The sequence below is a fragment of the Enterococcus sp. DIV0755f genome (assembly GCF_051713725.1).
Classification (GTDB): Bacteria; Bacillota; Bacilli; order Lactobacillales; family Enterococcaceae; genus Enterococcus_D; species Enterococcus_D casseliflavus.
The window spans coordinates 494,616-516,882 of record NZ_JBIOQL010000001.1 but is presented as its reverse complement, the minus strand read 5'-3'; the positions used below and the strand labels follow the sequence as shown (position 1 = coordinate 516,882).

The 22,267-nt window shown below is 39.8% G+C and carries 20 protein-coding genes and 1 pseudogene; 3 read left to right on the top strand and 18 right to left on the bottom strand.

Going from position 1 to position 22,267, the window contains the following annotated elements; all coding sequences use genetic code 11:
• Positions 1 to 68 precede the first annotated feature (68 nt).
• The 7 genes and pseudogenes from IGI73_RS02400 to IGI73_RS02370 all read right to left on the bottom strand — a co-directional run bounded on the left by IGI73_RS02400 (position 69) and on the right by IGI73_RS02370 (position 6,130).
• On the bottom strand, positions 69 to 383 hold the full coding sequence (locus IGI73_RS02400; RefSeq protein WP_034868824.1) for a hypothetical protein: 315 nt from the start codon (positions 381 to 383) through the stop codon (positions 69 to 71).
• A 1,596-nt stretch (positions 384 to 1,979) separates the two neighbouring features.
• Positions 1,980 to 2,168 (bottom strand): hypothetical protein, encoded by a 189-nt coding sequence (locus IGI73_RS02395; protein WP_117474733.1) that lies wholly within the window; start codon positions 2,166 to 2,168, stop codon positions 1,980 to 1,982.
• Positions 2,169 to 2,182: 14 nt separating this feature from the next.
• Positions 2,183 to 4,630 (bottom strand): pLS20_p028 family conjugation system transmembrane protein, encoded by a 2,448-nt coding sequence (locus tag IGI73_RS02390; RefSeq protein WP_438759030.1) that lies wholly within the window; start codon positions 4,628 to 4,630, stop codon positions 2,183 to 2,185.
• Positions 4,617 to 4,835: pseudogene (locus IGI73_RS02385) on the bottom strand (hypothetical protein). Before IGI73_RS02385 ends, IGI73_RS02390 begins: the two are co-directional and overlap by 14 nt.
• A complete protein-coding gene (locus tag IGI73_RS02380) occupies positions 4,832 to 5,614 on the bottom strand; it encodes a hypothetical protein (protein WP_005227383.1) in 783 nt (260 codons plus the stop codon). The pseudogene IGI73_RS02385 and the gene IGI73_RS02380 overlap by 4 nt, the downstream one beginning before the upstream one ends.
• A gap of 50 nt (positions 5,615 to 5,664) precedes the next feature.
• Positions 5,665 to 5,841 (bottom strand): hypothetical protein, encoded by a 177-nt coding sequence (locus tag IGI73_RS02375; RefSeq protein WP_225582109.1) that lies wholly within the window; start codon positions 5,839 to 5,841, stop codon positions 5,665 to 5,667.
• Positions 5,831 to 6,130: a helix-turn-helix domain-containing protein gene (locus IGI73_RS02370; protein ID WP_005227381.1), complete on the bottom strand. Its 300-nt coding sequence runs from the start codon at positions 6,128 to 6,130 to the stop codon at positions 5,831 to 5,833. Before IGI73_RS02370 ends, IGI73_RS02375 begins: the two co-directional genes overlap by 11 nt.
• 159 nt (positions 6,131 to 6,289) lie before the next feature.
• On the opposite strand from IGI73_RS02370, the gene IGI73_RS02365 reads away from it, so the two are divergent.
• Together IGI73_RS02365 and IGI73_RS02360 are read left to right on the top strand one after the other, a co-directional pair.
• On the top strand, positions 6,290 to 7,072 hold the full coding sequence (locus tag IGI73_RS02365; RefSeq protein ID WP_005227379.1) for a helix-turn-helix domain-containing protein: 783 nt from the start codon (positions 6,290 to 6,292) through the stop codon (positions 7,070 to 7,072).
• Between the two features lie 50 nt (positions 7,073 to 7,122).
• Positions 7,123 to 8,265, top strand: coding sequence for a tyrosine-type recombinase/integrase (locus tag IGI73_RS02360; protein ID WP_005227377.1), 1,143 nt, complete (start codon positions 7,123 to 7,125; stop codon positions 8,263 to 8,265).
• Between the two features lie 97 nt (positions 8,266 to 8,362).
• Here IGI73_RS02360 and sufB read toward each other — a convergent pair whose 3' ends face one another.
• From sufB to IGI73_RS02320, 8 genes are all read right to left on the bottom strand, one after another.
• Positions 8,363 to 9,754 carry a Fe-S cluster assembly protein SufB gene (sufB, locus tag IGI73_RS02355; protein ID WP_005232103.1) on the bottom strand — a complete coding sequence of 464 codons (1,392 nt, stop codon included), beginning with the start codon at positions 9,752 to 9,754 and terminating at the stop codon, positions 8,363 to 8,365.
• Between the two features lie 29 nt (positions 9,755 to 9,783).
• Positions 9,784 to 10,278, bottom strand: a complete 495-nt coding sequence (gene sufU / locus IGI73_RS02350; RefSeq protein ID WP_128489713.1) for a Fe-S cluster assembly sulfur transfer protein SufU — start codon at positions 10,276 to 10,278, stop codon at positions 9,784 to 9,786.
• A complete protein-coding gene (locus tag IGI73_RS02345; protein ID WP_015508911.1) occupies positions 10,256 to 11,500 on the bottom strand; it encodes a cysteine desulfurase in 1,245 nt (414 codons plus the stop codon). Before IGI73_RS02345 ends, sufU begins: the two co-directional genes overlap by 23 nt.
• Positions 11,497 to 12,801 carry a Fe-S cluster assembly protein SufD gene (gene sufD, locus IGI73_RS02340; protein ID WP_428206845.1) on the bottom strand — a complete coding sequence of 435 codons (1,305 nt, stop codon included), beginning with the start codon at positions 12,799 to 12,801 and terminating at the stop codon, positions 11,497 to 11,499. The genes IGI73_RS02345 and sufD overlap by 4 nt, the downstream gene beginning before the upstream one ends.
• Before the next feature lie 13 nt (positions 12,802 to 12,814).
• Positions 12,815 to 13,588 carry a Fe-S cluster assembly ATPase SufC gene (sufC, locus tag IGI73_RS02335; RefSeq protein WP_005232112.1) on the bottom strand — a complete coding sequence of 258 codons (774 nt, stop codon included), beginning with the start codon at positions 13,586 to 13,588 and terminating at the stop codon, positions 12,815 to 12,817.
• Positions 13,589 to 13,811: 223 nt separating this feature from the next.
• Entirely contained in the window at positions 13,812 to 14,354 is a 543-nt protein-coding gene (locus IGI73_RS02330) for a GNAT family N-acetyltransferase (protein WP_128487850.1), read from the bottom strand.
• Positions 14,355 to 14,464: 110 nt separating this feature from the next.
• Positions 14,465 to 14,950, bottom strand: a complete 486-nt coding sequence (locus IGI73_RS02325; RefSeq protein ID WP_060792616.1) for a hypothetical protein — start codon at positions 14,948 to 14,950, stop codon at positions 14,465 to 14,467.
• A gap of 91 nt (positions 14,951 to 15,041) precedes the next feature.
• Positions 15,042 to 15,809, bottom strand: coding sequence for an AraC family transcriptional regulator (locus tag IGI73_RS02320; protein ID WP_015508907.1), 768 nt, complete (start codon positions 15,807 to 15,809; stop codon positions 15,042 to 15,044).
• Positions 15,810 to 15,910: 101 nt separating this feature from the next.
• Between IGI73_RS02320 and arfA the strand changes: the two genes are divergently transcribed.
• Complete coding sequence (arfA, locus tag IGI73_RS02315) at positions 15,911 to 17,443, top strand: arabinosylfuranosidase ArfA (protein ID WP_010748755.1); 1,533 nt, start codon at positions 15,911 to 15,913, stop codon at positions 17,441 to 17,443.
• 244 nt (positions 17,444 to 17,687) lie between these two features.
• Here arfA and adhE read toward each other — a convergent pair whose 3' ends face one another.
• The 3 genes from adhE to IGI73_RS02300 all read right to left on the bottom strand — a co-directional run bounded on the left by adhE (position 17,688) and on the right by IGI73_RS02300 (position 22,267).
• A complete protein-coding gene (gene adhE, locus IGI73_RS02310) occupies positions 17,688 to 20,279 on the bottom strand; it encodes a bifunctional acetaldehyde-CoA/alcohol dehydrogenase (RefSeq protein WP_010748754.1) in 2,592 nt (863 codons plus the stop codon).
• Between the two features lie 227 nt (positions 20,280 to 20,506).
• Positions 20,507 to 21,007 (bottom strand): NUDIX hydrolase, encoded by a 501-nt coding sequence (locus IGI73_RS02305; RefSeq protein ID WP_087626854.1) that lies wholly within the window; start codon positions 21,005 to 21,007, stop codon positions 20,507 to 20,509.
• A gap of 153 nt (positions 21,008 to 21,160) precedes the next feature.
• Positions 21,161 to 22,267, bottom strand: coding sequence for a M42 family metallopeptidase (locus IGI73_RS02300; protein ID WP_010748752.1), 1,107 nt, complete (start codon positions 22,265 to 22,267; stop codon positions 21,161 to 21,163).

Sequence of the window (22,267 nt, the reverse complement as noted above, 5' to 3'; positions counted from 1 at the left end):
GGTTTGTCTACAGTCTGAAAGAAACGTTGAAGGAATAATTATTCTTTCAACGTTTCTTTTATTGTTTTTCAGTTTACGGTCTTACCTGAGCGAATAATCTGATTTCTAAATGATTGGAAAACTTCTTGTGGTTGATAATAATCTGTATCTATTTCAAATGTTTCTGAGAATAATTCATTGAATTTTTCTACTGAAATGATGATTTTACCATTCTCCTCTCGACTGTTTTCTATTATTTCTGCCTCTAATTCAAATAAATCTAGTGACGAACTAAAATCATAAATCCTGTCATATTGAACAAAAAAATCAAGAAAAAGTTGCTCAAACTCTTCCTTATTTATCACTAGTGTTTCAAGCGGAACAACTTTATTTTCATCAACCATTCTTCCAATTTCCTCACTTTCTTTTTCAATTGTCCATTGTTGCGGACGTATCAGATTTTCTCTATCATTTTCAGTGTATAGATCACTTGTAATACACAACAATGCTTTGTAAACTTATTTTTTTAGTTAGTCGAATCTTTTTAAATGTGCGTTTCATACCATGCGCTTGATATATTTTCTCCTATTTTTTAAATCGTTTATCACAACTTTTATCGTTTTTTCTTCTGAAAAAAATCTTGTTTACATTGTTACATAGTTTCCAAAAAGATACATTACTAGTAGAAACAACAAGATTAATTTTACTTCCCACTGAAATGGGAAGTATATTTTAAATATTTTTTCTCCTTCAACTTACACTATAAAGCATCTTAATCACACGATATGCTAGCCACTAAATTCATCATATTTGATTCCTTTTTTAAGATAATGTAGCATCTTTTTATCCAATAACGCAATTGTTTTTAAGGTTAAATTTCTTAAGATGGTACATTTCAAAATGGCATTTGACATATGAAACAAAAAAGAAAGAAAAGAGCATAAGGGAAAACTGATAGCACCTTCCTACAGGAAGGTTGCTAAGTTGGCTGTCCCAACTGGTTTTCTTTCAAAATCACTTCATATTTTTTGATATCACAAAAAAATCCATTTTGGACCTATTTTCGGTCATAATATAGTACCTACTTTTGGTCATAGTTTCGTCCGTAGTTTTGGTCATAGTGACTAAAGCTTTTACGCACAAAAAAAGAGTGGCAAAATAAAGCTTGCCACTCTCTTTTCTCTTCACAAAATTGGTTTAAATTTGCTTTCTTTAACACTTCATTTATATCATAGCAATTACAATGTTTACACTACATCATTCCTAATTTTAACGGTTGTTCCTCTTTATATTTTTTAAGTTCTACATTTTTTGCGTTTAATCGCTTTTCTCTTTTCATTATATTCCGCTCCAACTTTCTCTTTAATAGTGACAATAGAATTACATATTTTTGCTAAACTTCCTTAAAAAAATTAGATCTCGATTACTCAAATTTGCTTGCAGACTTTTCTAAGTGCTTTGTTTTTTCTTCATAATTATTTGATTTCATTTCCATTTTCTTCTATTGAAAATTTATTATTTTTATTAGTCGTACGCATAGAACCGATTTCATTTTTTTATCTATTTGATTATCTAGCGTTTGAAATTTTAAGTTTTGATTGGCTTTATAAATATCTTTTTACACTACTTTATTTTATTTACAAAATTTATTTTCTTGCTTACTTTGGTTATAGTTTCATTCGTCACTTCGGTGATATTTTTTCAATATACAAATAAAAAGAGTTGAACCTAGTGTATATCGGTTCAACTCTTTTGCAAGTTTCATGGGACATACTATCACTTTTAATCTGACAGATGTAAACCTCTCTTTATTTTTTTGTTACTCCAATTTTAAACAATAGCTCCTTTATATGTTGTCAATATTGCTCTACATATTCTAACTCTTTTACCCATTCTTTCACTGAACTGGAAGAGAATAACAGCTTAATCCCCAATAATTCTTTATCATAAATCCATGTCAAATACAATTTTCAAAAAACATTTAATTCATGGATTTTCTCTTAACTTTTTTCTGGATAACAATATTTCAGGTTGTTTTTTATCTCATGTTTTATCTTCAATTCTTCTTGAATCATCAGTTCAATATAATTAGTGACCGTGATTTTTTCATTTGTTGCATTCTTTACTGATTCACATAATTCGTCAAGTTCTAAGAAATCATGCGTACTAATCTTTAGAATTAATTGCATGACAATCCCCCCTTTTATTTTTTTAATAGATTATCGAAAAGCGGATTAGGATCATTAAGTGTATCTCTGAATAATTCGTTATCTTCATAAGTGAATCTTCGTCTTGGTTTTGATCCCTTATCATTTTCACGAATTTCATTATCAATAATCACTGTTTCATGATTTGAATCAAATTTTTTCGCTGACTTTCTGTCTTCAACGATATTGATTTTTTGTGTTTTTTCTTTCATTTCTCCACTATCTTTTTGAACGTTCTCCCGAACATCTACTGTTTTGAGTCCTTGACTACTTGTAGAACTTTGTACATTTTCTCGGACATCTACTGTTTTTGGTTGACCTGCACTGCTGACTTGCACATTCTCTCGGACGTCCACTGATTTAAACCCTTGACTACTTGTAGAATTTTGTAGATTTTCTTTGACCAATTTTTCTAATCCGGTATTTGAATTTTTAGCTTCTTGGATTCTTTCTTTGATCAATGCTTCTTTTTCGTCCATATTAGCGCCTGTACGTCCTTCTACACGTTTCCTTAACATTTCCTCACGATTCATTGCTTCAGGCGTGTATTTCGCTTCTTGTCGCTTCTGATTAATTAATTCTTCAGCAGACTTAGCTTGACCGTGCATAGCATTTTTTCGTTCTTCAATATCTTGTTGAACTTTTTGCTGAATTGCACTTGCAGGATTATTATTCGATTCAGCATTATTTTTCATTGCTTCACGCATACATTCAGAACTAGACATAATTCTATCGGTATTTTCAACCTTAGCACCATCTTTTCTATCCGAAAGACGTATTGGCATGGAATCAGCATATTTTCCAGTTTCATCTTCTTTATTTTTAGCTAACATAGGTTTGCTATTTTTATTAATAGCGGACACAGTACCATCATCTAAACCTTCTTTGAACTTACTCTTGGTATCATTAGCCATATCACGCATACTCTTAAATGGTTTTGTTGCTCTTTCACTAGCCATTGTAGCTCCATCTGAAGCTAAACCTGATAATCCACGTTCATGGGCATATCCCAAAACTCTTCCAGTTTTGCCAGCTTTTTTTGATAGAGTTTCGCCGAAATTCTTTTCTGGTTTTCGATTTTCTCCTTCTCCGCTGTCTGATCCATTTCCGTTTCCACTTCCCTTGGCACGATTAAATCCATTTGATCCTTTTCTAAATAGCATAGCGCCCATGCCGAATGCTGAAGCAAGCTGGCCATAGCCTTCTTTTAAACCAATATCCACGCCAAAGTAACGCATGACTGTTCCACTACCCTTTATTAGAACGAACACGGCACAGATATAAGCAATTGTTTTTATAAAAATATTTGTTGAGATACCTTCGCCAGCGTTTAGATAATTTATGAACATTGCAAACATAGACAATCCGAATCCTTGAAATCCGACTGTCAAATAACACTGTAAAATATCTGACAAAACTTGTTTTGATCGTTGACCTGTCTCTAAGTCAGTAGCAAAAACAATAACACCTAACACACGTTTAAATGCTAGCTCGAGTATTGCTGTAATTATAATGAAAGCACTAAAAACATACGCTACCGCTAAAGCAATCAATCCAACTGAAATTCCCCACAGATTCGCTTGATAGCGATAATATCCTGATTTGATACCATCAACAAAGGTTGACAAAAAATTATCTGAAAATTTAGTAGCAACAAATTCATTATCAGAATTTTCAACTAATTCATAACGCAGGTTATCAGCTGTTGGGTTCTCTTTTTCCATTTTATCAATTACATTATCTGTCAATACTTGCGTAAGATCCGTTTTCCAAAAATTTTCTTTTGTTAGATTATTCCGGTCATTCGTTTTGTTAATCATTGAATACTGATCTGTTTTATTGATATAAGCTAAATCAGTGACCCCTTGTTCAATCAGCGACCACGCCACGCCTTCGTCCGAATTTGTAATCGTAGTCGTATCATTATAAAATGTTTTAGAAAACTCTATTCCGCTGTGAATCAAAGTTGGCATTAAAAGAATCAATGAAATTGACATTACAACATTCATTCCAACAGATTTTAGATCAACTGTTCCTTTACCTGTAATCATTTTATAACCAATATTCACTAGTGAAAGTATCATTAAGCCAACAACAATGGTACTTAAAACTGACTGATAGACTTTGTTCAATCCGGTACTTTCTACAAAGCTAAACAAATCTAAAACCTCGGGAATCATATTTTGAATGCCGTCGACAACAGCGAACATTGATTTTATAACTGACCAGCCTATCCACATACCGAACTGGCTGTAAAAATTTCCGTTGTATTTTTTCAAATAATTCTGGTAAAGCGGATTAGTTAAAAACTCAGTTTGACTCTCAGTATCATCAAACCAATTGAAAATACTGCCTTCTGCAACGTTACTCGTAAAAATAATCATAGCTATGAGAACAAGAAAACTAATCGACAACCAATTAATTTTTCTCTTAATTACTTTCATTGTTACCTCCCTCAGCCCATTTTCTGAGACTCTCAGAGAGTTTCTGAGCTATTTTTCTGTCAATTATGATATGAGTTACACATTTGTCATTTTCAGATCTTAAATCGAGAACCACTGTGTTGAAGCAGATACTCTCGATTAGTTCGAGAGTATCAGTGTTTTAATCAAGACACCATTTTTGATCTATTAGACGATTTTTAATCATGTTTTTTCTCCTTCTAACCAATTATGCATAGGGATTTTAGGTAACTCTTTAATTTCGAATGCATAATTGAATTGATCTGTAGTCTCTATATTTTCTAAAAGCTGATTTTTATATCTAATTTGAAGTCCATTTAGAAAAAATTTTGCGTAATCGAATAGTCCTTCATCTGTTTTTGCTTGAAAAACGCATGCTTTATGTTGTGTTATAATGCATTGCGCGTTAAGATACTGGGTATTTTCATATAAAAATTCAATGATTTTTCTGATATCTTTTATATCTACATTAGCGTTTTTCAAATATTGATACACTTGCAATAATTTTCGACCATTTTCATTATTTTTTTCATAAAGAACAATTATCGTATCGTAAATATCTTTAAATATGTCATCTTCCTCTTTCTTAAAATTGTTCTTCTTTAATTTGTTACTTCTTAGTTGCTGATTTCCCGCAAACGGTTTATCCGTAACCGGAAAACCCGTTTGCGGTGTTTCAAACAATACCCATTCGACAGTATCAAAGCGCCCATCACTATTTCGTTTCTGCTCTTTGATCAAATATCCATATTTTATCAACTCTTTAATTCCCGTGTTTACTGATTCTCTTCCATCTTTTTCACTATCATTAGTAAGCTTTTTAGTATAAAAAATCCAATCCTCTGAAAAAGAAAGCATATAAGCTAGCAAACCTCTTGCTTTGTATGAAAGTTTACTATCACGAAGAACTTCATTTGATAGAATAGTAAAATGGCTATCTATCTTTCCTCTTCGTATTTTTGTCATATAATCACCTAATTCATTTTTATGTTAAAATGAATTCATATAAAGTTTTCTCAGAACTTTATTGTCGAGTGTTCCCCTTTGTCTGCAAAACTATCGGGTGCACTCTTTTTCATTTTTTTCAAAACTTGTTTAACAGCTTGTTCTGCATAGTCACGTCGCATTAAATCGAATTGAAGATAAATCTCGATTTCTTTAAAAAACAACTCTGATACTTCATCATCTTTCAATATCTACCCCTCTTTTCATTCGAGCAAACATAAACTCATTAACTGCCTTTTTCGAATAAAATTTTCTTGCCCCTAATTCAACAACAGGTAATCCCTCATTTCTCACAGCATTTTTTAAAAAGTTTTCGCTCACATTTAAGTATTCTGCCATTTCCTTTTGATTTAGATATTCTCTTGTCATACCCGCATTTTCTTGAGCCTTCTCAATCGCTTTTGTAGCAATGTGATAAAACTGTTTTAGGAACATTTCCTCTTGCTCCTCTGAGATCATTAATTTTATTGCTTCCATTGAACTCTCTCCTTTTAATTAATTATTCTATAACTTCTCTACCCGTACAAATACCGTACAACAACAGTCTATCATAGAGTCTTTTTTTGTCAATACAAAAACCGTACAAAACTAAATATAATATGATATACTATGACTTAAGAGACGAGGTGAAATAAAATGAAACCAGATGCAATTAAAGTTGGCTCAAGAATTAATTTCATCAGAAAAAAATTAGGACTTACTATGCAGGAATTTGGGCACAAGGTTTCTAATTCTCCTAGAAGCACTGTGTCAACATGGGAACATGGTGGTAACCTTCCTTCAAAAGAAAAGATGAGCCAGATAGCGAAGTTAGGGCAAGTGAATGAAGATTGGATAAAATGGGGAGATTTTGAGGAGTATATAAATGAATATATTTCTTTTCTTGGTTATTCCAATTACATTAGTAATAGGCAATATATCGCTGATATTATTTCAAAAGACATTCAAAAAAGTCACTCTATAGATTTTACCCAATATTCTTTAGATGAGGATTACTCAAAATTTAACAGATCAATTGAAATGAAATTCAAAAAATTATATTTGGAGGAGTTATTAAAAATATTACGTACTATTTTTGATAATTTAATACATGATAATTATTCAGGAGAGCTATCGGATGTACAAAGAAAAAAAATATTTAATAATTTCTATGATGATGTTTTAACAAATAAAATTGATATAGATGATATAAACAAGGTCAAAAAAATATGTTTAAACCACTTACGTATTTCTGATACTTCAGTTACAAAAAAAAAGTATTCATCTGTCGAGGATTTCTTTTATAAAATTACTAAAAACCAATTTGAAACAGAAAAATTTATTTCAGATCTTAGTAAAAAATACAATTTCCCATATGAGAAAAATAGTATAATCGCAAAATTTTTAACTGATAATCACGATAAATTTAAAAACAATTGATTCTTCAAATAACTTCTCTACCTGCAATCATGAAGTAAGGAGAGAATCAAATGGCAACATTTTTTAGTTATAAATTACAAAATGGCGAAAAATATTGGGGATTTGAAACTTATTTAGGGAAAGATCCCAAGACTGGAAAAGATATACGTACAAAGCGTAGAAGATTCAAGTCAAAAGCTGAGGCGCAAACAGCACTTAATAGACTACTTGTAGACTTTAAAGAAAAACAAGAGTTTAAAATCAATGTTACAACTTTTCAAGAGTTGTATGAATTATGGATTGATAACTACAGAACAAGAGTAAAACCGTCTTCCGTTGCCGTTGCTCAACGTTTTTGCAAGAACCATATATTACCTGCTTTTGGGGAATTACGATTGGATAAAATAAGTGTTAGTTATTGTCAAAAACAGGTGAATGAATGGCACAAAACATTAAAACAATATGGTTTCTTGAGAAAAACAACTGCTCAAATATTTAAATTTGGGGTAGCAATGGAAGTCTGTAAGGATAATCCTATGTCTAAAACATTGCTTCCCAGAAAAATTGAAGACGAACAACCCTTGAAGTTTTACACGAAAGATCAATTACAACTATTTTTACAGAATACTAAAGAAAATAATTCAGTTAAACTGTACACTTTTTTCCGTTTATTAGCTTATACAGGAATGCGTAAAAGTGAAGCATTGGCGCTACAATGGGAAGATATAGACTATTTCAATAAAACAGTGACAATTGGTAAAACTATCGCTCAAGACGAGTTTAATCATGTAGTGCTACAAGTACCTAAAACTAAAAATTCATCAAGAACGATTCAGCTAGATGATTTTACACTTAAACAACTGCGTATTTGGCAACAAGAACAAATGAAAATAATGATCTTATATGGCTATAACACGAATTCGCCAAAACAGTTTCTTTTCACTACAAACACAAACAAGTTGTACTACCCCCAAGTAGTAAACGATTGGTTAGACTGGATTTACAAAAAGACACCGATGGAGCCTCAAATTACTCCACATGGATTTAGGCATACCCACTGTAGCTTATTGTTTGAAAGTGGTGCGTCGATAAAAGAAGTACAAGAACGATTAGGTCACAAAGATATTAAAACTACCATGAATATCTATGCTCATGTCACACCACAATCTGTTAAGAAAACTGGTGACCGATTTGCAAAATTTATGGGCGAATAATTCCAAACGTAGCCAAAAACGTAGCCAACCATTAAAATACAAATAAAAAAACGCTCGAAACGCTTTAACATCAACGTTTCGAGCAATGAAATAGTTGTTAACCCACACTACCTTCCATCTCATAACTAATCAACCGGTTCAATTCGACTGCGTATTCCATCGGTAATTCTTTGGTGAATGGTTCGACGAATCCCATGACGATCATTTCGGTTGCTTCGCTTTCGGAGAGACCGCGGCTCATTAGGTAGTACAGTTGTTCTTCTGAGATTTTGGAGACTTTGGCTTCGTGTTCTAGGGACACTTGGCTGTTGTGGATCTCATTGAATGGGATGGTATCGGACTTCGATAGATCATCCATGATGATGGTGTCACACTCGATATGGGAGATAGAGCCTGCGCTCTTCTTGCCGAAGGTGACTTGTCCACGATAGTTTACTGCACCGCCGTCTTTAGAAATTGATTTTGAGACGATGGAGCTGGAGGTGTTTGGTGCGTTATGGATCATTTTTGCACCAGTATCTTGGATTTGGTTGGCACCTGCAAAGGCAATGGAAAGCATCGTGCCCCGTGCGCCTTTGCCATCAAGATACACACTTGGGTATTTCATGGTTGTTTTGGCACCTAGGTTACCATCGATCCATTCAACGGTAGCACCTTCTAAGGCTTTGGCCCGTTTGGTTACTAGGTTGTAGACGTTGTCTGACCAGTTTTGAATGGTGGTGTAGCGGCAGTAAGCGTCTTTTAGGGTAAAAATTTCAACGATGGCTGCGTGCAAACTATTGCTTGAATAGGTTGGGGCGGTACAGCCTTCAACATAATGAACGCTGGCGCCTTCGTCAACGATGATCAATGTTCGTTCGAACTGACCGGTATTTTCGGCATTGATCCGGAAATAGGTTTGTAATGGCACATCGACACGAACGCCTTTTGGTACATAGATAAAGGTACCACCTGACCAAACGGCTGAGTTTAAAGCAGCAAGCTTGTTATCGGTTGGTGGGACTAATTTTGAGAAGTATTGTTTGAACAGCTCAGGGTATTCCTTCAAGGCTGAATCGGTATCGGTAAAGACGATGCCAAGTTTTTCAAACTCTTCTTTCATGTTGTGGTAAACGACTTCTGATTCGTATTGGGCAGAAGCGCCGGCCAGGTATGCCCGCTCGGCTTCTGGAATACCAATGCGCTCAAAGGTCTCTTTGATTTTTTCTGGTACGTCATCCCAATCACGGGCAGGACGATCACTTGGTTTTTGGTAATATTTGATGGCATCAAAATCGATGTCAGACAGGTCTGGGCCCCAGTTTTGCATGGGCATCTTGTTGAAGGCTTCAAGAGACTTCAAGCGGAACTCAAGCATCCATTCTGGCTCTTGCTTGACCCGTGAGATTTCACGGACGATGTCTTCGGTCAATCCTTCGCCGGTACTAAAAACAGGCTGCACGTCATCGTGGAAGCCAAATTTATATTCTTCTAATTCGGGTACACCCATGGTTCTCACTCCTTTTGTAGTGCGGTTGTCTATTCGCTGGTTTCTTCAGTGTCAGATTCATTGGCGTGGCTGTGACTGATAGATGCTTGTGTACTGTCGGCAGCAATGGCTTTTTCTAATGCTTTCCAAGCTAAAGTCGCACACTTGATGCGTGCAGGAAACTTCGCCACCCCCCCAAGCATGGAAGCATCGCCTAAGCGATCGCTTTGGGGAATGTCATTTCCTTGGACGAGCTCAGAAAACAAGCCTGATAGTTCACCAGCTTCTGCTAGTGTCTTACCGATAATCGCATCCCCCATCATGGATGCACTGGCGGTACTGATGGAACAGCCTTCGCCAGTAAACGCGATGTCTTTGATGGTGTCTCCTTCGACAGCGAGCTCCAAGTGGATCACGTCGCCACAGGTAGGGTTATTCAATTCGACTTTGTACGTTGAATCATCCAAGGTGCCCCGATGATGTGGGTGGCTGGAATGATCCAGAATGACTTGTCGATACAAATTATCTAATTTCGTTAGTGCCATGTTGGAAAAACTCCTTCGTCAGCTTGATGGCGTCAACCAGTCGATCGGCGTCCTCTCTTGTATTATACAGGTAAAAGCTGGCCCGTGCAGTCGCTGGGACTTGCAAATAGCTCAAGAGGGGTTGGGCACAATGATGACCTGCCCGTACCGCGATGCCTTCCATGTCTAAAGCGGTGGCAACATCATGAGGATGGATGCCTGCTAGATTAAAGGCGATCACTCCCGTGCGTTTTGCTGCTTCTTGGGGGCCATAGATGGTCAAGCCTTCAATGGCTTGCAGTTTTGGCAAAACGTAAGCAGCTAAGTCTGCTTCATGGGCGTGGATGTTTTCTAAGCCGATTTCTGTTAAGTAATCCACCGCTGCACCTAAACCGATCGCACCAGCAATATTTGGTGTACCAGCTTCAAATTTCCACGGCAGTTCTTTCCACGTGCTTTCTTGCAGATGGACAAAATCGATCATTTCACCGCCAAATTCGACGGGCTCCATCTGATCCAGCCATTGCCGCTTGCCGTATAAGACACCGATGCCAGTTGGTCCGCACATTTTATGGCCAGAAAAGGCATAGAAATCACAATCCAGTGCTTGGACATCAACTGTCATATGTGGAACAGCCTGAGCACCATCCACTACCATGACGGCTTGGTGCTGATGCGCCAATTTGGTTAGCTCCGCAATCGGATTGATCACGCCTAAAACATTGGAAACGTGAGCGATCGAAACGATAGCGGTTTTTTCTGTGATCTGTTTCTTGGCATCTTCCATGTCCAAGGTGCCTTCTGGCGTCAGCTGGATATATTTCAAGGTAGCTTTTTTTCGGGCTGCTAATTGTTGCCAAGGGATGATATTGGAATGATGTTCCATATAGGAAATCACGATTTCATCGCCTTCATTGACAAAACGGTCGCCGTAGCTGCGGGAGACCCAATTTAAACCAGTGGTCGTCCCTCGAGTAAACAGCACTTCCGCCGTTTCATTCGCATGGATAAAGCTGCGCACTTTTTCCCGTGCGCCTTCATAGGAATGGGTCGCCCGTTCTGCGAGGGTATGGACCCCACGATGAACATTGGCATTGTCTTGATGGTAATAATCGGTGATCGCCTGCAGCACCGCCTCTGGCTTTTGCGTAGTGGCGGCATTGTCGAGGTAGATCAATGGTTCGTCATTTACGAGCTGATCCAAGATGGGAAACGCTTGTTTCACTTTTTGGGCATCGATCATGCGAGTAACTTCCCTTCGATAACGGCAACCAATTCTTGTTGCACTTCTTTGACTGGGATCGCGGTCAAGACGGAGCCTAAGAAGCCACGAATCACCAAACGTTCCGCTTCTGCTTTGCGCAGCCCACGACTCATCAAGTAGTACATTTCTTCTGGATCGACCCGTCCCACACTGGCTGCGTGTCCGGCGGTTACTTCGTGCTCATCGATCAAAAGGATTGGGTTGGCATCGCCCCGGGCTTGGTCAGAAAGCATCAAGACCCGACTTTCTTGTTGCGCGTCCGCCCCTTTTGCTCCTTTTAAAATGTGTCCGATACCGTTAAAGGTTAAGACGCCGCGTTCTCTAATGACGCCGTGTTGCAGGATATGGCCAATGGAATGCGGTGCTTTGTTGGTGACGCGAGTGTCGATTCCTTGTGTTTGACGCCCAGCACTGATTGCGACCGCTTTGACTTCCGAATGCGCGCCTTCGCCTACAAGATCAGAATCAAAGTCCGCCACGACGTCGCCGTCATTCATGACTCCAATTGCCCAATCTACCATCGCATCTCGCAACACGTAGCCGCGACGATTCATGTACGTAGTGATGTTGACACCTAACTGATCAATCGCAGAGAATTTGACCTTCGCACCTGCTTTGGCGATCACTTCCACTACGATATTGCCAGACAGTTTTTTCGCTTGGTCGCCTTTGGTTTGGAAACGTTCCAAGTAGCTGAACTCACTGTGCTCATCAGCAACGATCAAAATGTGTTTGAAGAAATGCACTTGACTATTGCCATTGTGATAGAAAATCGCTTCAAGGGGTTCTTCGATCACCACGTTTTTTGGTACATACAAGAACATGCCGCTATTCATAAACGCCGCATGTGCTGCGGTCATTTTGTCTTCATCCATTGGTACTGCTTTGGTCATGTAGTATTGATTGACCAACTCTGGTACTTCTTTCATTGCTGTAAACAAGTCGGTGAAGATCACGCCTTTGTCAATCAGCTCTTGCGGTAATTGCTCAAAGATGGTGGTGTCATCAAACTGAACGAGAGTCGGATGGTTATCCATCGTGTCAAAGGCGGGAACTGCGCCTGCCACTTCTTCTTCTGGCAAAGCGTACTCACCAGCAAGTGCTTGTTCGTCGATATTGAACAATGGCCAACGCTCGTAACGCACCCGCTCGATTTTTGGAAACGCAAGTTCATCCACTTTCGCAAGGGCTGCTTGGCGTAATTCCAACATCCATTCAGGTTCTTCTTTTAACGCTGAAAAAACGTTGACTTGTTCAAGATAATCCTGTAATTTTGCCATTTACCTTGCCTCCTTACGCTTCTTCTTCTTTGTAGTCGATCCCTAACTCTTTACTGATCCCAGCATAGCCTTCTGCTTCTAGGCGTTTGGCTAAATCTGCCGAACCGGTCATCACGACACGGCCTTCCATCATGATATGAACCACGTCTGGTGTGATGTAGTTTAACAGACGTTGGTAATGGGTGATGATCAAAGCGCCAAAGCCTTCGCCGCGCATTTCATTGACGCCTTTTGCTACGACTTTCAAGGCATCAATATCTAGACCAGAGTCGATCTCATCCAAAATCGCAAAGGTTGGATCTAGCATCAACAATTGTAAGATTTCATTTCGTTTCTTTTCTCCACCAGAGAAGCCTTCATTCAAATAGCGTTCCGCCATTTCTTCTGGCATATTCAATAAATCCATTTTTTCATCTAATTTTTTCAAGAAATCCATGACAGAGATTTTGTCGTCTTCGTCACGTTTGGCATTGATCGCTGCCCGCATGAATTCCGCATTGGTGATGCCTGGAATTTCACTTGGGTATTGCATCGCCAAGAACAGACCTAAACGAGCTCGCTCATCCACTTCCATTTCCAAGACGTTTTCGCCGTCGAACAAAATTTCCCCTTCTGTCACTTCATAATTCGGGTTACCCATGATGGCAGCGGACAAGGTTGATTTCCCTGTACCGTTTGGTCCCATGATGGCATGGATCTCTCCAGTTTTTAACACTAAGTCAACGCCTTTTAAGATCTTTTTATCTTCGATTTGGACGTGTAGATTTTTGATTTCTAAAACTGACATTTCTTTCCCTCCAGTATCTTTTCTTTCTCACTATTTTAGACTAATTGAGAATGAACTTCAAACGCTATTCCCGACTTTTTTAAAATATTTCTAATCTGTACATTGGAATTATTATAAAGTATTACATAGAGATAGTACATGGTTATTGTCTGTAATGCTAGAAATTTTTTAATTTTTTGTAATAAAAAAAGGAATACGACATTGGCTGCCGCATCCCCTACCTTCACTTCTGCTGTGCCCATTCTTCTCGCAAGATGCCATACTTGATGGAATCATAATAGGTGCCTTCCCAGAAACGGACTTTGCGGATCTGGGCTTCTTTGGTCATCCCTAGCTTTTTTCCTAGTTTCATCATGCGGTGATTGCCCGACCACGTGGTATAACCGACACGCTGGATATGAGGCTGTGATTCAAACAACTCATTGATCCACTGGCGAATTGCTTGGCTGCCAATCCCTTGATTCCAAAGGGAAGCATCATAGATGGCTATCCCGAATTCCAACCACTGCTGCAAGGTATTGTCTTCCCAGTAAGCGGTCGCGATCCCCACGATTCTTCCTTGATAGCTGATCGCTTTACGTAACGGGTTGTCGATGCAGCTAGCACCAAACCCCGTTCGAAATTCTTCCCACGTCAACACGGGGTCTTGGAAATACGGTCCGTCCCATTTTTTCCATTCTAAATCTGCCTTAGGCCCATAGCTGATCGACCAAAGTTCAGCAATCATTTCTTCCGTAATCGGTTGAAGTGTGACTGTTTCTGCCATCTTCAAGCCCCCCTTTCTCCTAAAAAAAGTCGTCTCCTTAAACGGTTCTTCACGCATTATGGAGAACCGTTTGAGATACAAGTACACGTATTGCGATCGACGATCAGTGCTTATTTCCCAAAAAGCTTTTGGAGAAACCCTTTTTTCTCAGGGACTTCCTTTGTTTCAGTCACCTGAAGCGGTCCAGTTTCCTTCACGACTTGCTGAAAGCCACGATTGTCTTGCAGCAACAGACCGTTTAGTTCCAGGATCCCAGACAGACTGCCAATCATCCGCCGCACTTCTCCCGCACTTTTGCCGAAAAAGCGCTGGTCGTCATTTGCTTCGGCTTCTTCCAAAATAACCAGCAGCTGCTGGATGCTTTGATTTTGTTCACCTAAGACGTACGACAACTGGTCAACTTCCGCTGCTGTAGTTGCCGCTGACGGTACTAAATCCGTTACGAGCTTTAAGCTATCTAAATAATCCTTTAAGTCAAAAATGAACGTTTGTGCCGCTTCATTATTCATTAATTGGCTTTGACTCAATTTTCTTTGTAGCGCTTCCAATTCGCTTGAACGTTTAGAAAGTTCGCTTACGATCGTTTCTGTATCCATACGCCACCTCCTAATGACATTGTCCCGTTTTCTCTTTCATCCGTCAAGAATTCGTCGGACTTTTTTCTGCGTTTTTACCGATCAGACCTGCCTATTGCTCCTGTTGGTACTTTGTCGGTGCGCAGCCATAGCGCTTCGCAAAGAGCCGATTAAAATGGTTGATGTTTTGGAACCCAGATTGAAACGCCGCCTCTCGAATCGTTAGTGTTTCGTTACTGCGTAAATAAAAAAACTTTTGAAACCGAGCTTGCAATAAATCTTCTTTGGGCGTGGTATGAAAAAATTGTTGATAGAGCTTATAGAATTGGCTTTTACCGATGGAAAGCTCTCGGCTAAACTGGTAAAAATCCCATTGCTGTTCGCAATTGACTAACATTTTCAACCGCATCGCTTGAAACAGTTGATAGTGTTCGTTTTGTGGTTGCGGGATGCTTTCTTCAAAATTGCGTTCAAGTAAGACCAATAAATTTGTCATATACGCCGCGATCAATTCTTCCGTGTGCCGTTGTGGCAACAAGGATTCATGATTGATCTTTTGGATCAATTTGTTGATTTGTTGAATATTTTTCGGCTGGAACAGTTGGTTACAAGGGATCGCATAGGTTTCTTCGATCACCTGATCCGTTTGAAACTCAACAAAGCTATTAAAAAAATCTTCTTTGCCACGATAATCTTGATAGACGGTTGGAGGAAAAAGAATGCAGCTACCTTTTTCACTAGTTTCTTGATGACCATCTTCAAAAGTGAAAACCATTGGAGACAACGTCAACACGAAAAGATAATGCTTTAAGCCAGAGGGGCGATAAATATGATCGGAAACAGCATTGTGCATTTGAAATCCTGAATAGGTTACGTTCAACTTCTCACTCCTTCCTACTTGCCTTTAGTATAAAGAAAACGGACAAAACGTCAATAGAATAAGACAGAATGTAGTGTTTATTTTCATGGACTATCGCTACAATGAAAGAAAAGAAAGGGGTTGCAAAATTGAAGAAAACTACGATGTATTTAGACAAACACTTTATTTTGGCACCAGTCGACGAACGGATCTACGGCTCTTTTGTGGAGCACTTAGGGCGCTGTGTGTACGAAGGGATCTATCAACCAGAAAGTCCTTTTGCCGATGAGCAAGGCTTTCGTCAAGATGTCGCTGCCTTGATCAAGCAGTTGAATGTGCCGATCGTCCGTTACCCAGGAGGCAATTTCGTCTCTGGGTATAAATGGGAAGATAGCGTCGGCCCTAAAGAGCAACGGCCAGCAAAAATCGATTTGGCCTGGCGGGTAATCGAAAGCAATCAGTTCGGCTTAAACGAATTTATGGATTGGACCAAGCAAGTCAATACGGCACCGATGATGGCGATCAATCTTGGGACACGAGGAATCGAAGCAGCGAAAAACTTGATCGAATATACCAATTTAAAAGGCGGCAGCTATTATAGTGACCTCCGGCGTGCCCATGGGGTGGCCGATCCTCATGACATCAAACTTTGGTGTCTAGGCAATGAAATGGACGGTCCTTGGCAAGAAGGACATAAGACAGCCGATGAATATGGCCGTCTCGCAGAAGAAGCTGGCAAAGCGATGCGTTTGGTGGACCCAACGATCGAAACCGTCGCTTGTGGTAGTTCTTCTCTCACGATGCCGACCTTTGGCATGTGGGAAGATACAGTATTAAGTCATTGTTACGATCAAGTCGACTACATTTCCATGCACCAATATTATGGCAACCGTAACGGCGATAGCCAAGATTATCTAGCAAGCAATGTCGCAATGGATCAGTTCATCAGTCAAGTCGCAGCAATCTGTGATGCAGTGAAAGCCAAACGCCGAAGCAAGAAGACGATCAATATTTCCTTCGACGAATGGAACGTCTGGTATCACTCAAATGAACAGGATCAAAAAATTGAACCTTGGAGTCAACACCCACCACAATTAGAAGACGTCTATCACTTTGAAGATGCGTTACTCGTCGCAAGCATGATGATCACGATGCTTCATCACGCAGATCGCGTTAAAATCGCCTGCATGGCACAGCTGGTCAACGTGATCGCACCGATCATGACTTCCGATACTGCCGCTTGGAAACAAACGATTTTTTATCCCTATGAAATGATCAGCAACTATGGTCGCGGTCACGTGTTGCATAGTATTCTTCGAGGGGCTGATTTCGATAGCAGCCACGGAAAAGCTTCTTATGTGGATGCCATTGCGATCGAAAATGAAGATGACTATTTGACCTTTTTCTTAGTAAATAAGGATTTGCAGGATGCCAATGAATTCACTTGCGACTTGCGTCAATATGATTCATTGCAAATCGCTACCCATCAAGTCTTGCACCACCCAGACTTGCATGCCGTCAATACCGAAGCAACCCCGAACAACGTTGTGCCCGTCAATGGAAAAACAGCGGAATTGAATGACGGCATTTTGCGTGTCGTCTTGGAAAAACAAAGCTTCCAGATGCTACGCTTGAAGAAAAACGGCAGCAAGTAACGAGTATATCTGTTTAAGCAAAAAAAAGCAGCAGCCTTGGTGACATCCTGAAAAAACGAGACTTTTACGGAGTGGAGAAATCCACTCCTTTTTTATGATCCCCCCTGTTCACTTGCTATTTTTCGCATTCTTAACTGATCTGGGCAAAAAGGCGGCAACTGCCGGCTTACTTTTCCAAAAAAAGAGACGACAAAAGAACACCCTGCGGCAGCTAAGATACCGCAGGGTGTTCTTGATTCATTGTTTAGCCGTTATAGGCATCAACGATGATTTGTTTCAATTCAGAGATTAGTGGTTCTTTTGGATTTGCTGTTGTACATTGGTCTTCATAAGCCAATTCAGCCATGCGATCAACTGTTGTATCTAGTGTTTGTTGAGTGACGCCTTGCGCTTTCAAGCTCATGTCGATACCAACAGATTGTCCTAATTCGTAAACAGCTGTTGCCAATGCTTCAACCAATTCAGCCGTTGTTTTGCCTTTAAGGCCTAAGAATTTCGCAATGTCTGCGTAATCTGTATCGGCACGGAAGAAGTCATATTTAGGGAACATTGCATGTTTTTGTGGGTCTTTGGCATTGTAACGGATGATGTGCGGTAAAAGAATCGCATTTGTACGTCCGTGAGGAATACCATATTCACCACCGATTTTGTGAGCTACAGAGTGACAAATACCTAGGAATGCATTGGCGAAGGCCATACCTGCCATTGTTGAGGCATTATGCATTTTTTCGCGAGATTCCATATCAGGTGTTTTCACTGATTTTTCTAAGTAGTCAAAGACTAACTTGATTGCTTGTAAGCTCAATCCACGAGTGTAATCAGATGCCATTACTGACACATAAGATTCGATCGCATGAGTCAAAACGTCCATTCCAGTGTCTGCTGTAACAGAAGCAGGTACTGACATTACGAATTGAGGGTCAACGATTGCAACATCTGGTGTCAATGCGTAATCAGCTAATGGGTACTTCACGTGTGTTTCACTGTCAGTGATAACCGCAAATGGGGTTACTTCAGAACCAGTACCAGACGTTGTTGGGATACAAACGAATTGCGTTTTTTCTGGTTTGTCGATCTTGTATGTCCGTTTACGGATATCTAAGAATTTTTGTTTCGCGCCGAAGAATGAAGTATCTGGGTGCTCATAGAACATCCACATGCCTTTGGCAGCATCCATTGCTGATCCACCACCAAGGGCGATCACTGTATCTGGTTTGAAATCAACCATCATTTTTGTTCCAGCGTAAACGGTGTTTGTTGATGGGTTTGGTTCTACGTCAGAGAAGACTTCGATTTTCACGTCATTTTTACGACGAGCAAGTACTTCACGAACCGTATCGCAATAGCCGAATTGAACCATACCAGGGTCACAAACGATCATGACACGTTCAACGTTTTCCATTTTCTCCAAATACATTAGAGAGTTCTTTTCAAAGAAGATTTTTGGTGGCAATTTAAACCATTGCATATTATTTCTCCGTTTCGCTACAGTTTTCACGTTGATCAAGTTCACAGCAGAAACATTTCGTGATACAGAGTTTTTCCCGTATGAACCACAACCAAGTGTCAATGATGGAATCATTTCGTTGTAGATATTTCCGATACCACCTTCTGCAGATGGTGTATTAACTAAGATACGGCAAGCTTTCATGCGTAGGCCGAATGCTAATTGCAAGTCTTCGTTTTCAGTGTGGATCACAGCTGTATGGCCTAATCCGCCTAAATCAAGCATTGCTTCACATTTTTCGAACGCGTCTTCTGTGTTGTTTGCTTTGATCATTGCTAAAACTGGAGAAAGTTTTTCTCTTGATAGTGGGTAATCAGCACCGACACCGTCAAGTTCAGCGATCAATAATTTTGTTCCTTCTGGTACGTTGATGCCTGCTAATTTCGCGATTTCCATTGCTGAATGTCCAACGATTGCTGGATTTACGGCATATTTCCCTTCGTTCATCACGGCATCTTCAAGTTTTTGTAATTCTTTTGCTTTTACAACATAGACTTGATGTGCTTCAAATTCTGCTTTCACAGAGGCATAGACTTCTTTATCAACGATCACTGCTTGTTCAGAGGCACAGATCATTCCGTTATCAAAAGTTTTTGATACGATCAAGTCATTGACTGCTCGTTTCACTTTCGCTGTTTTTTCGATATAAGCAGGTACGTTCCCTGGTCCAACACCTAATGCAGGTTTACCAGTTGAGTATGCTGCTTTGACCATGCCAGCGCCACCAGTTGCTAATACGATCGCAATTCCTGGGTGGTTCATCAATAAGCCAGTCGCTTCGATTGATGGATGCTCGATCCATTGCACACAGTTTTCAGGTGCCCCAGCAGCGATGGCTGCATCACGAACGATACGTGCAGCTTCTGCTGAACATTTTTGTGCAGATGGGTGGAAAGCAAAAACGATCGGGTTACGTGTTTTCAAAGCGATCATTGCTTTAAAGATCGTTGTAGATGTTGGGTTAGTTGTTGGTGTTACCCCACAAACGACACCAACTGGTTCAGCGATTTCAATCAAGCCTTTTTGTTTGTCTTCATTGATCACGCCGACTGTTTTGTCATGTTTGATACTGTTCCAAATATATTCTGAAGCGTACATGTTTTTGATCGCTTTATCTTCATAGATACCACGGCCAGTTTCTTCTACTGCCATTTTAGCTAAAGGCATATGTTTGTCTAATGCTGCCATTGCCATTTCATGAACAATGTGGTCCACTTTTTCTTGATCAAAGCTTTCCATTTCTTTTAACGCCACATTTGCCTTCGTTGCTAAATCGTCGATCATCGCTTGTACGTCGATTGTCACTTCTTTTTCCAATGTCTTAGCCATTGTATGTCCTCCTAGTTTTTAAACATGTTTTGTTTGTTAACTACTTCACATACAGATCATACAACATCTTTTTTCGTTTGTAAATAGTTTTTGTGATTTTTTTCACAGTTTTATTAAACTCCCATTAAATTAAGCGTTTTCATCGTTTTTAACTGCAATATTCCTTGAAAAACTGTCCTAGGCAGAAAGAAAACTAAATGTGTTATATTGAACAATATCTAAATTATTTATAAAGATTCGTGAACATGTGGCTTACTTAAAACGGACCATTCCGTAATCCGCTGCCCTTTCTCAATGAATTGCTTTTTACGTCCATACTCACAAGCCTTCAACACTAGCGGTGAGGCATTGGCGGCGTGAAATTGTTCCAGCGGCAAAAAGACACAGCCTAACGAATCTTGTCCATCAAACTGCGGGGCATGTGAAATTGGTGCTCCTGCTGTTTCTTCGATTTGATAAAAAACACAGATATGATTGTTCATTGTTGTCTCTTTGTATCGCCAAGGATAGAGAAAATTAATTGTTCCTAATTGATGATAGCTAGTGACGGTCATGCCGGTTTCTTCTTTAAATTCTCGGCACAGCGTGTCTTCCAGCAATTCACCTGCCTCCATGCTGCCGCCTGGCAAATCATAGCGGTTTTGATAAGGTCCCGCCTTCTTTTTGATGACGGCCAAGCAGTTGCCTTGAAACAAAATTCCATATACTCCAAATGCGGTATGGTACATCTTCTCAACTCCTTTTATTGATCATATATCTTCCAGAAGCAAGAAGCAACAGATTGCCAAGTTTGGCTTTATCCGCTGCTTTTGCATTTCTAGTCGATGAACCAAAAAGACTGCTGACGAATCCTCTATCGCCAGCAGTCTTCTATTAATTGCCTAATCGCCTGAAGGAAAAACCCCCGCTGATTCTTTAAATTCACGAATATCGGAAGCTGAAAGTACATTCAAGAAGGCGCATAGCAAGTGAATGGTTTGACGATAATCTTCTTTATGAATCACCAAGCGGGAAGAATGCATATAGCGGGTGGGGATCGACAGGGTCATTGCTGGGATGCCTTTCATTGCTTTGTGGATATTACAGGCATCGGTGCCGCCAACAGTCATAAAATCGTGTCGGAAAGATAGCTGCTGCTCAAAAGCGAGTTCTTCCATTTTTGCCACAAGACCGGGATTGCCGATCGTCAATGAATCAAGTACGGAAAGCACGGTCCCTCCGCCTAATGTCAATCCGCCCTGATCAAACAAGGTATCTTCAGCTGTCGTCACATCCAATGCGATCGCTAAATCCGGTTTGATTTGGTGTGCGGCCGTGCGTGCACCGCGAATACCGACTTCTTCTTGAGTTGTAGCAGCAAAATAAACATCCACTGCCAATTCTGAAGAAGCTAAGTTTTTCATTACTTCGATACAAGCTGCTACGCAAACGCGATCATCCCAAGCTTTACCCAGCAAAAAATCAGGATCATTCATTTCACGAAACATCGTATGCGGCGTGACCATATCCCCAATGGCAATCCCCAGATCTTTTGCAGCTTCTGCTGAGGCCACACCGAGGTCTAAGTAAAAACGATTTGCCGGAATGACTTTGTTTTTCTCATCTGTCGGCATACCATGAGGCGCACGGCTTCCGATGACGCCCACAAATTTCTCTCCAGATACTGTGGTGACACGCATTTCCTGTGCCGGCATGACGTGTCCCCACCATCCGCCTACCGGCAGAAGTTTTAGATAGCCCGCATCTGTGATTTCTTTTACCATAAAACCTACCTCATCCATGTGAGCAGAAAGCATGACTTTCGGTGCATTTTTCTGTGTGCTTTTTTTGACGAGGATCAGCGAACCTAAGGCATCATAGAACAAGTCATCAACATATGGCTGTGTATATGCTTTGACGATACGAGACACTTCTTTTTCCCGCCCGCCTATCCCATCAGCTTCACTTAGGGCTTTCAGAAGCTGAATATCTATTGTTTGATTTGTCAT

Bases quoted from the DNA above. Each gene is read 5' to 3' on its own strand.
- IGI73_RS02330 (WP_128487850.1), bottom strand. From the start codon at position 14,354: ATGGCAGAAACAGTCACACTTCAACCGATTACGGAAGAAATGATTGCT.
- IGI73_RS02390 (WP_438759030.1), bottom strand. From the start codon at position 4,630: ATGAAAGTAATTAAGAGAAAAATTAATTGGTTGTCGATTAGTTTTCTT.
- IGI73_RS02325 (WP_060792616.1), bottom strand. From the start codon at position 14,950: ATGGATACAGAAACGATCGTAAGCGAACTTTCTAAACGTTCAAGCGAA.
- IGI73_RS02370 (WP_005227381.1), bottom strand. From the start codon at position 6,130: ATGGAAGCAATAAAATTAATGATCTCAGAGGAGCAAGAGGAAATGTTC.
- IGI73_RS02300 (WP_010748752.1), bottom strand. From the start codon at position 22,267: ATGACAAATCAAACAATAGATATTCAGCTTCTGAAAGCCCTAAGTGAA.
- sufB (WP_005232103.1), bottom strand. From the start codon at position 9,754: ATGGGTGTACCCGAATTAGAAGAATATAAATTTGGCTTCCACGATGAC.
- IGI73_RS02305 (WP_087626854.1), bottom strand. From the start codon at position 21,007: ATGTACCATACCGCATTTGGAGTATATGGAATTTTGTTTCAAGGCAAC.
- arfA (WP_010748755.1), top strand. From the start codon at position 15,911: ATGAAAGAAAAGAAAGGGGTTGCAAAATTGAAGAAAACTACGATGTAT.
- sufU (WP_128489713.1), bottom strand. From the start codon at position 10,278: ATGGCACTAACGAAATTAGATAATTTGTATCGACAAGTCATTCTGGAT.
- IGI73_RS02365 (WP_005227379.1), top strand. From the start codon at position 6,290: ATGAAACCAGATGCAATTAAAGTTGGCTCAAGAATTAATTTCATCAGA.
- IGI73_RS02400 (WP_034868824.1), bottom strand. From the start codon at position 383: ATGGTTGATGAAAATAAAGTTGTTCCGCTTGAAACACTAGTGATAAAT.
- sufD (WP_428206845.1), bottom strand. From the start codon at position 12,801: ATGGCAAAATTACAGGATTATCTTGAACAAGTCAACGTTTTTTCAGCG.
- adhE (WP_010748754.1), bottom strand. From the start codon at position 20,279: ATGGCTAAGACATTGGAAAAAGAAGTGACAATCGACGTACAAGCGATG.
- sufC (WP_005232112.1), bottom strand. From the start codon at position 13,588: ATGTCAGTTTTAGAAATCAAAAATCTACACGTCCAAATCGAAGATAAA.
- IGI73_RS02360 (WP_005227377.1), top strand. From the start codon at position 7,123: ATGGCAACATTTTTTAGTTATAAATTACAAAATGGCGAAAAATATTGG.
- IGI73_RS02345 (WP_015508911.1), bottom strand. From the start codon at position 11,500: ATGATCGATGCCCAAAAAGTGAAACAAGCGTTTCCCATCTTGGATCAG.
- IGI73_RS02380 (WP_005227383.1), bottom strand. From the start codon at position 5,614: ATGACAAAAATACGAAGAGGAAAGATAGATAGCCATTTTACTATTCTA.
- IGI73_RS02395 (WP_117474733.1), bottom strand. From the start codon at position 2,168: ATGCAATTAATTCTAAAGATTAGTACGCATGATTTCTTAGAACTTGAC.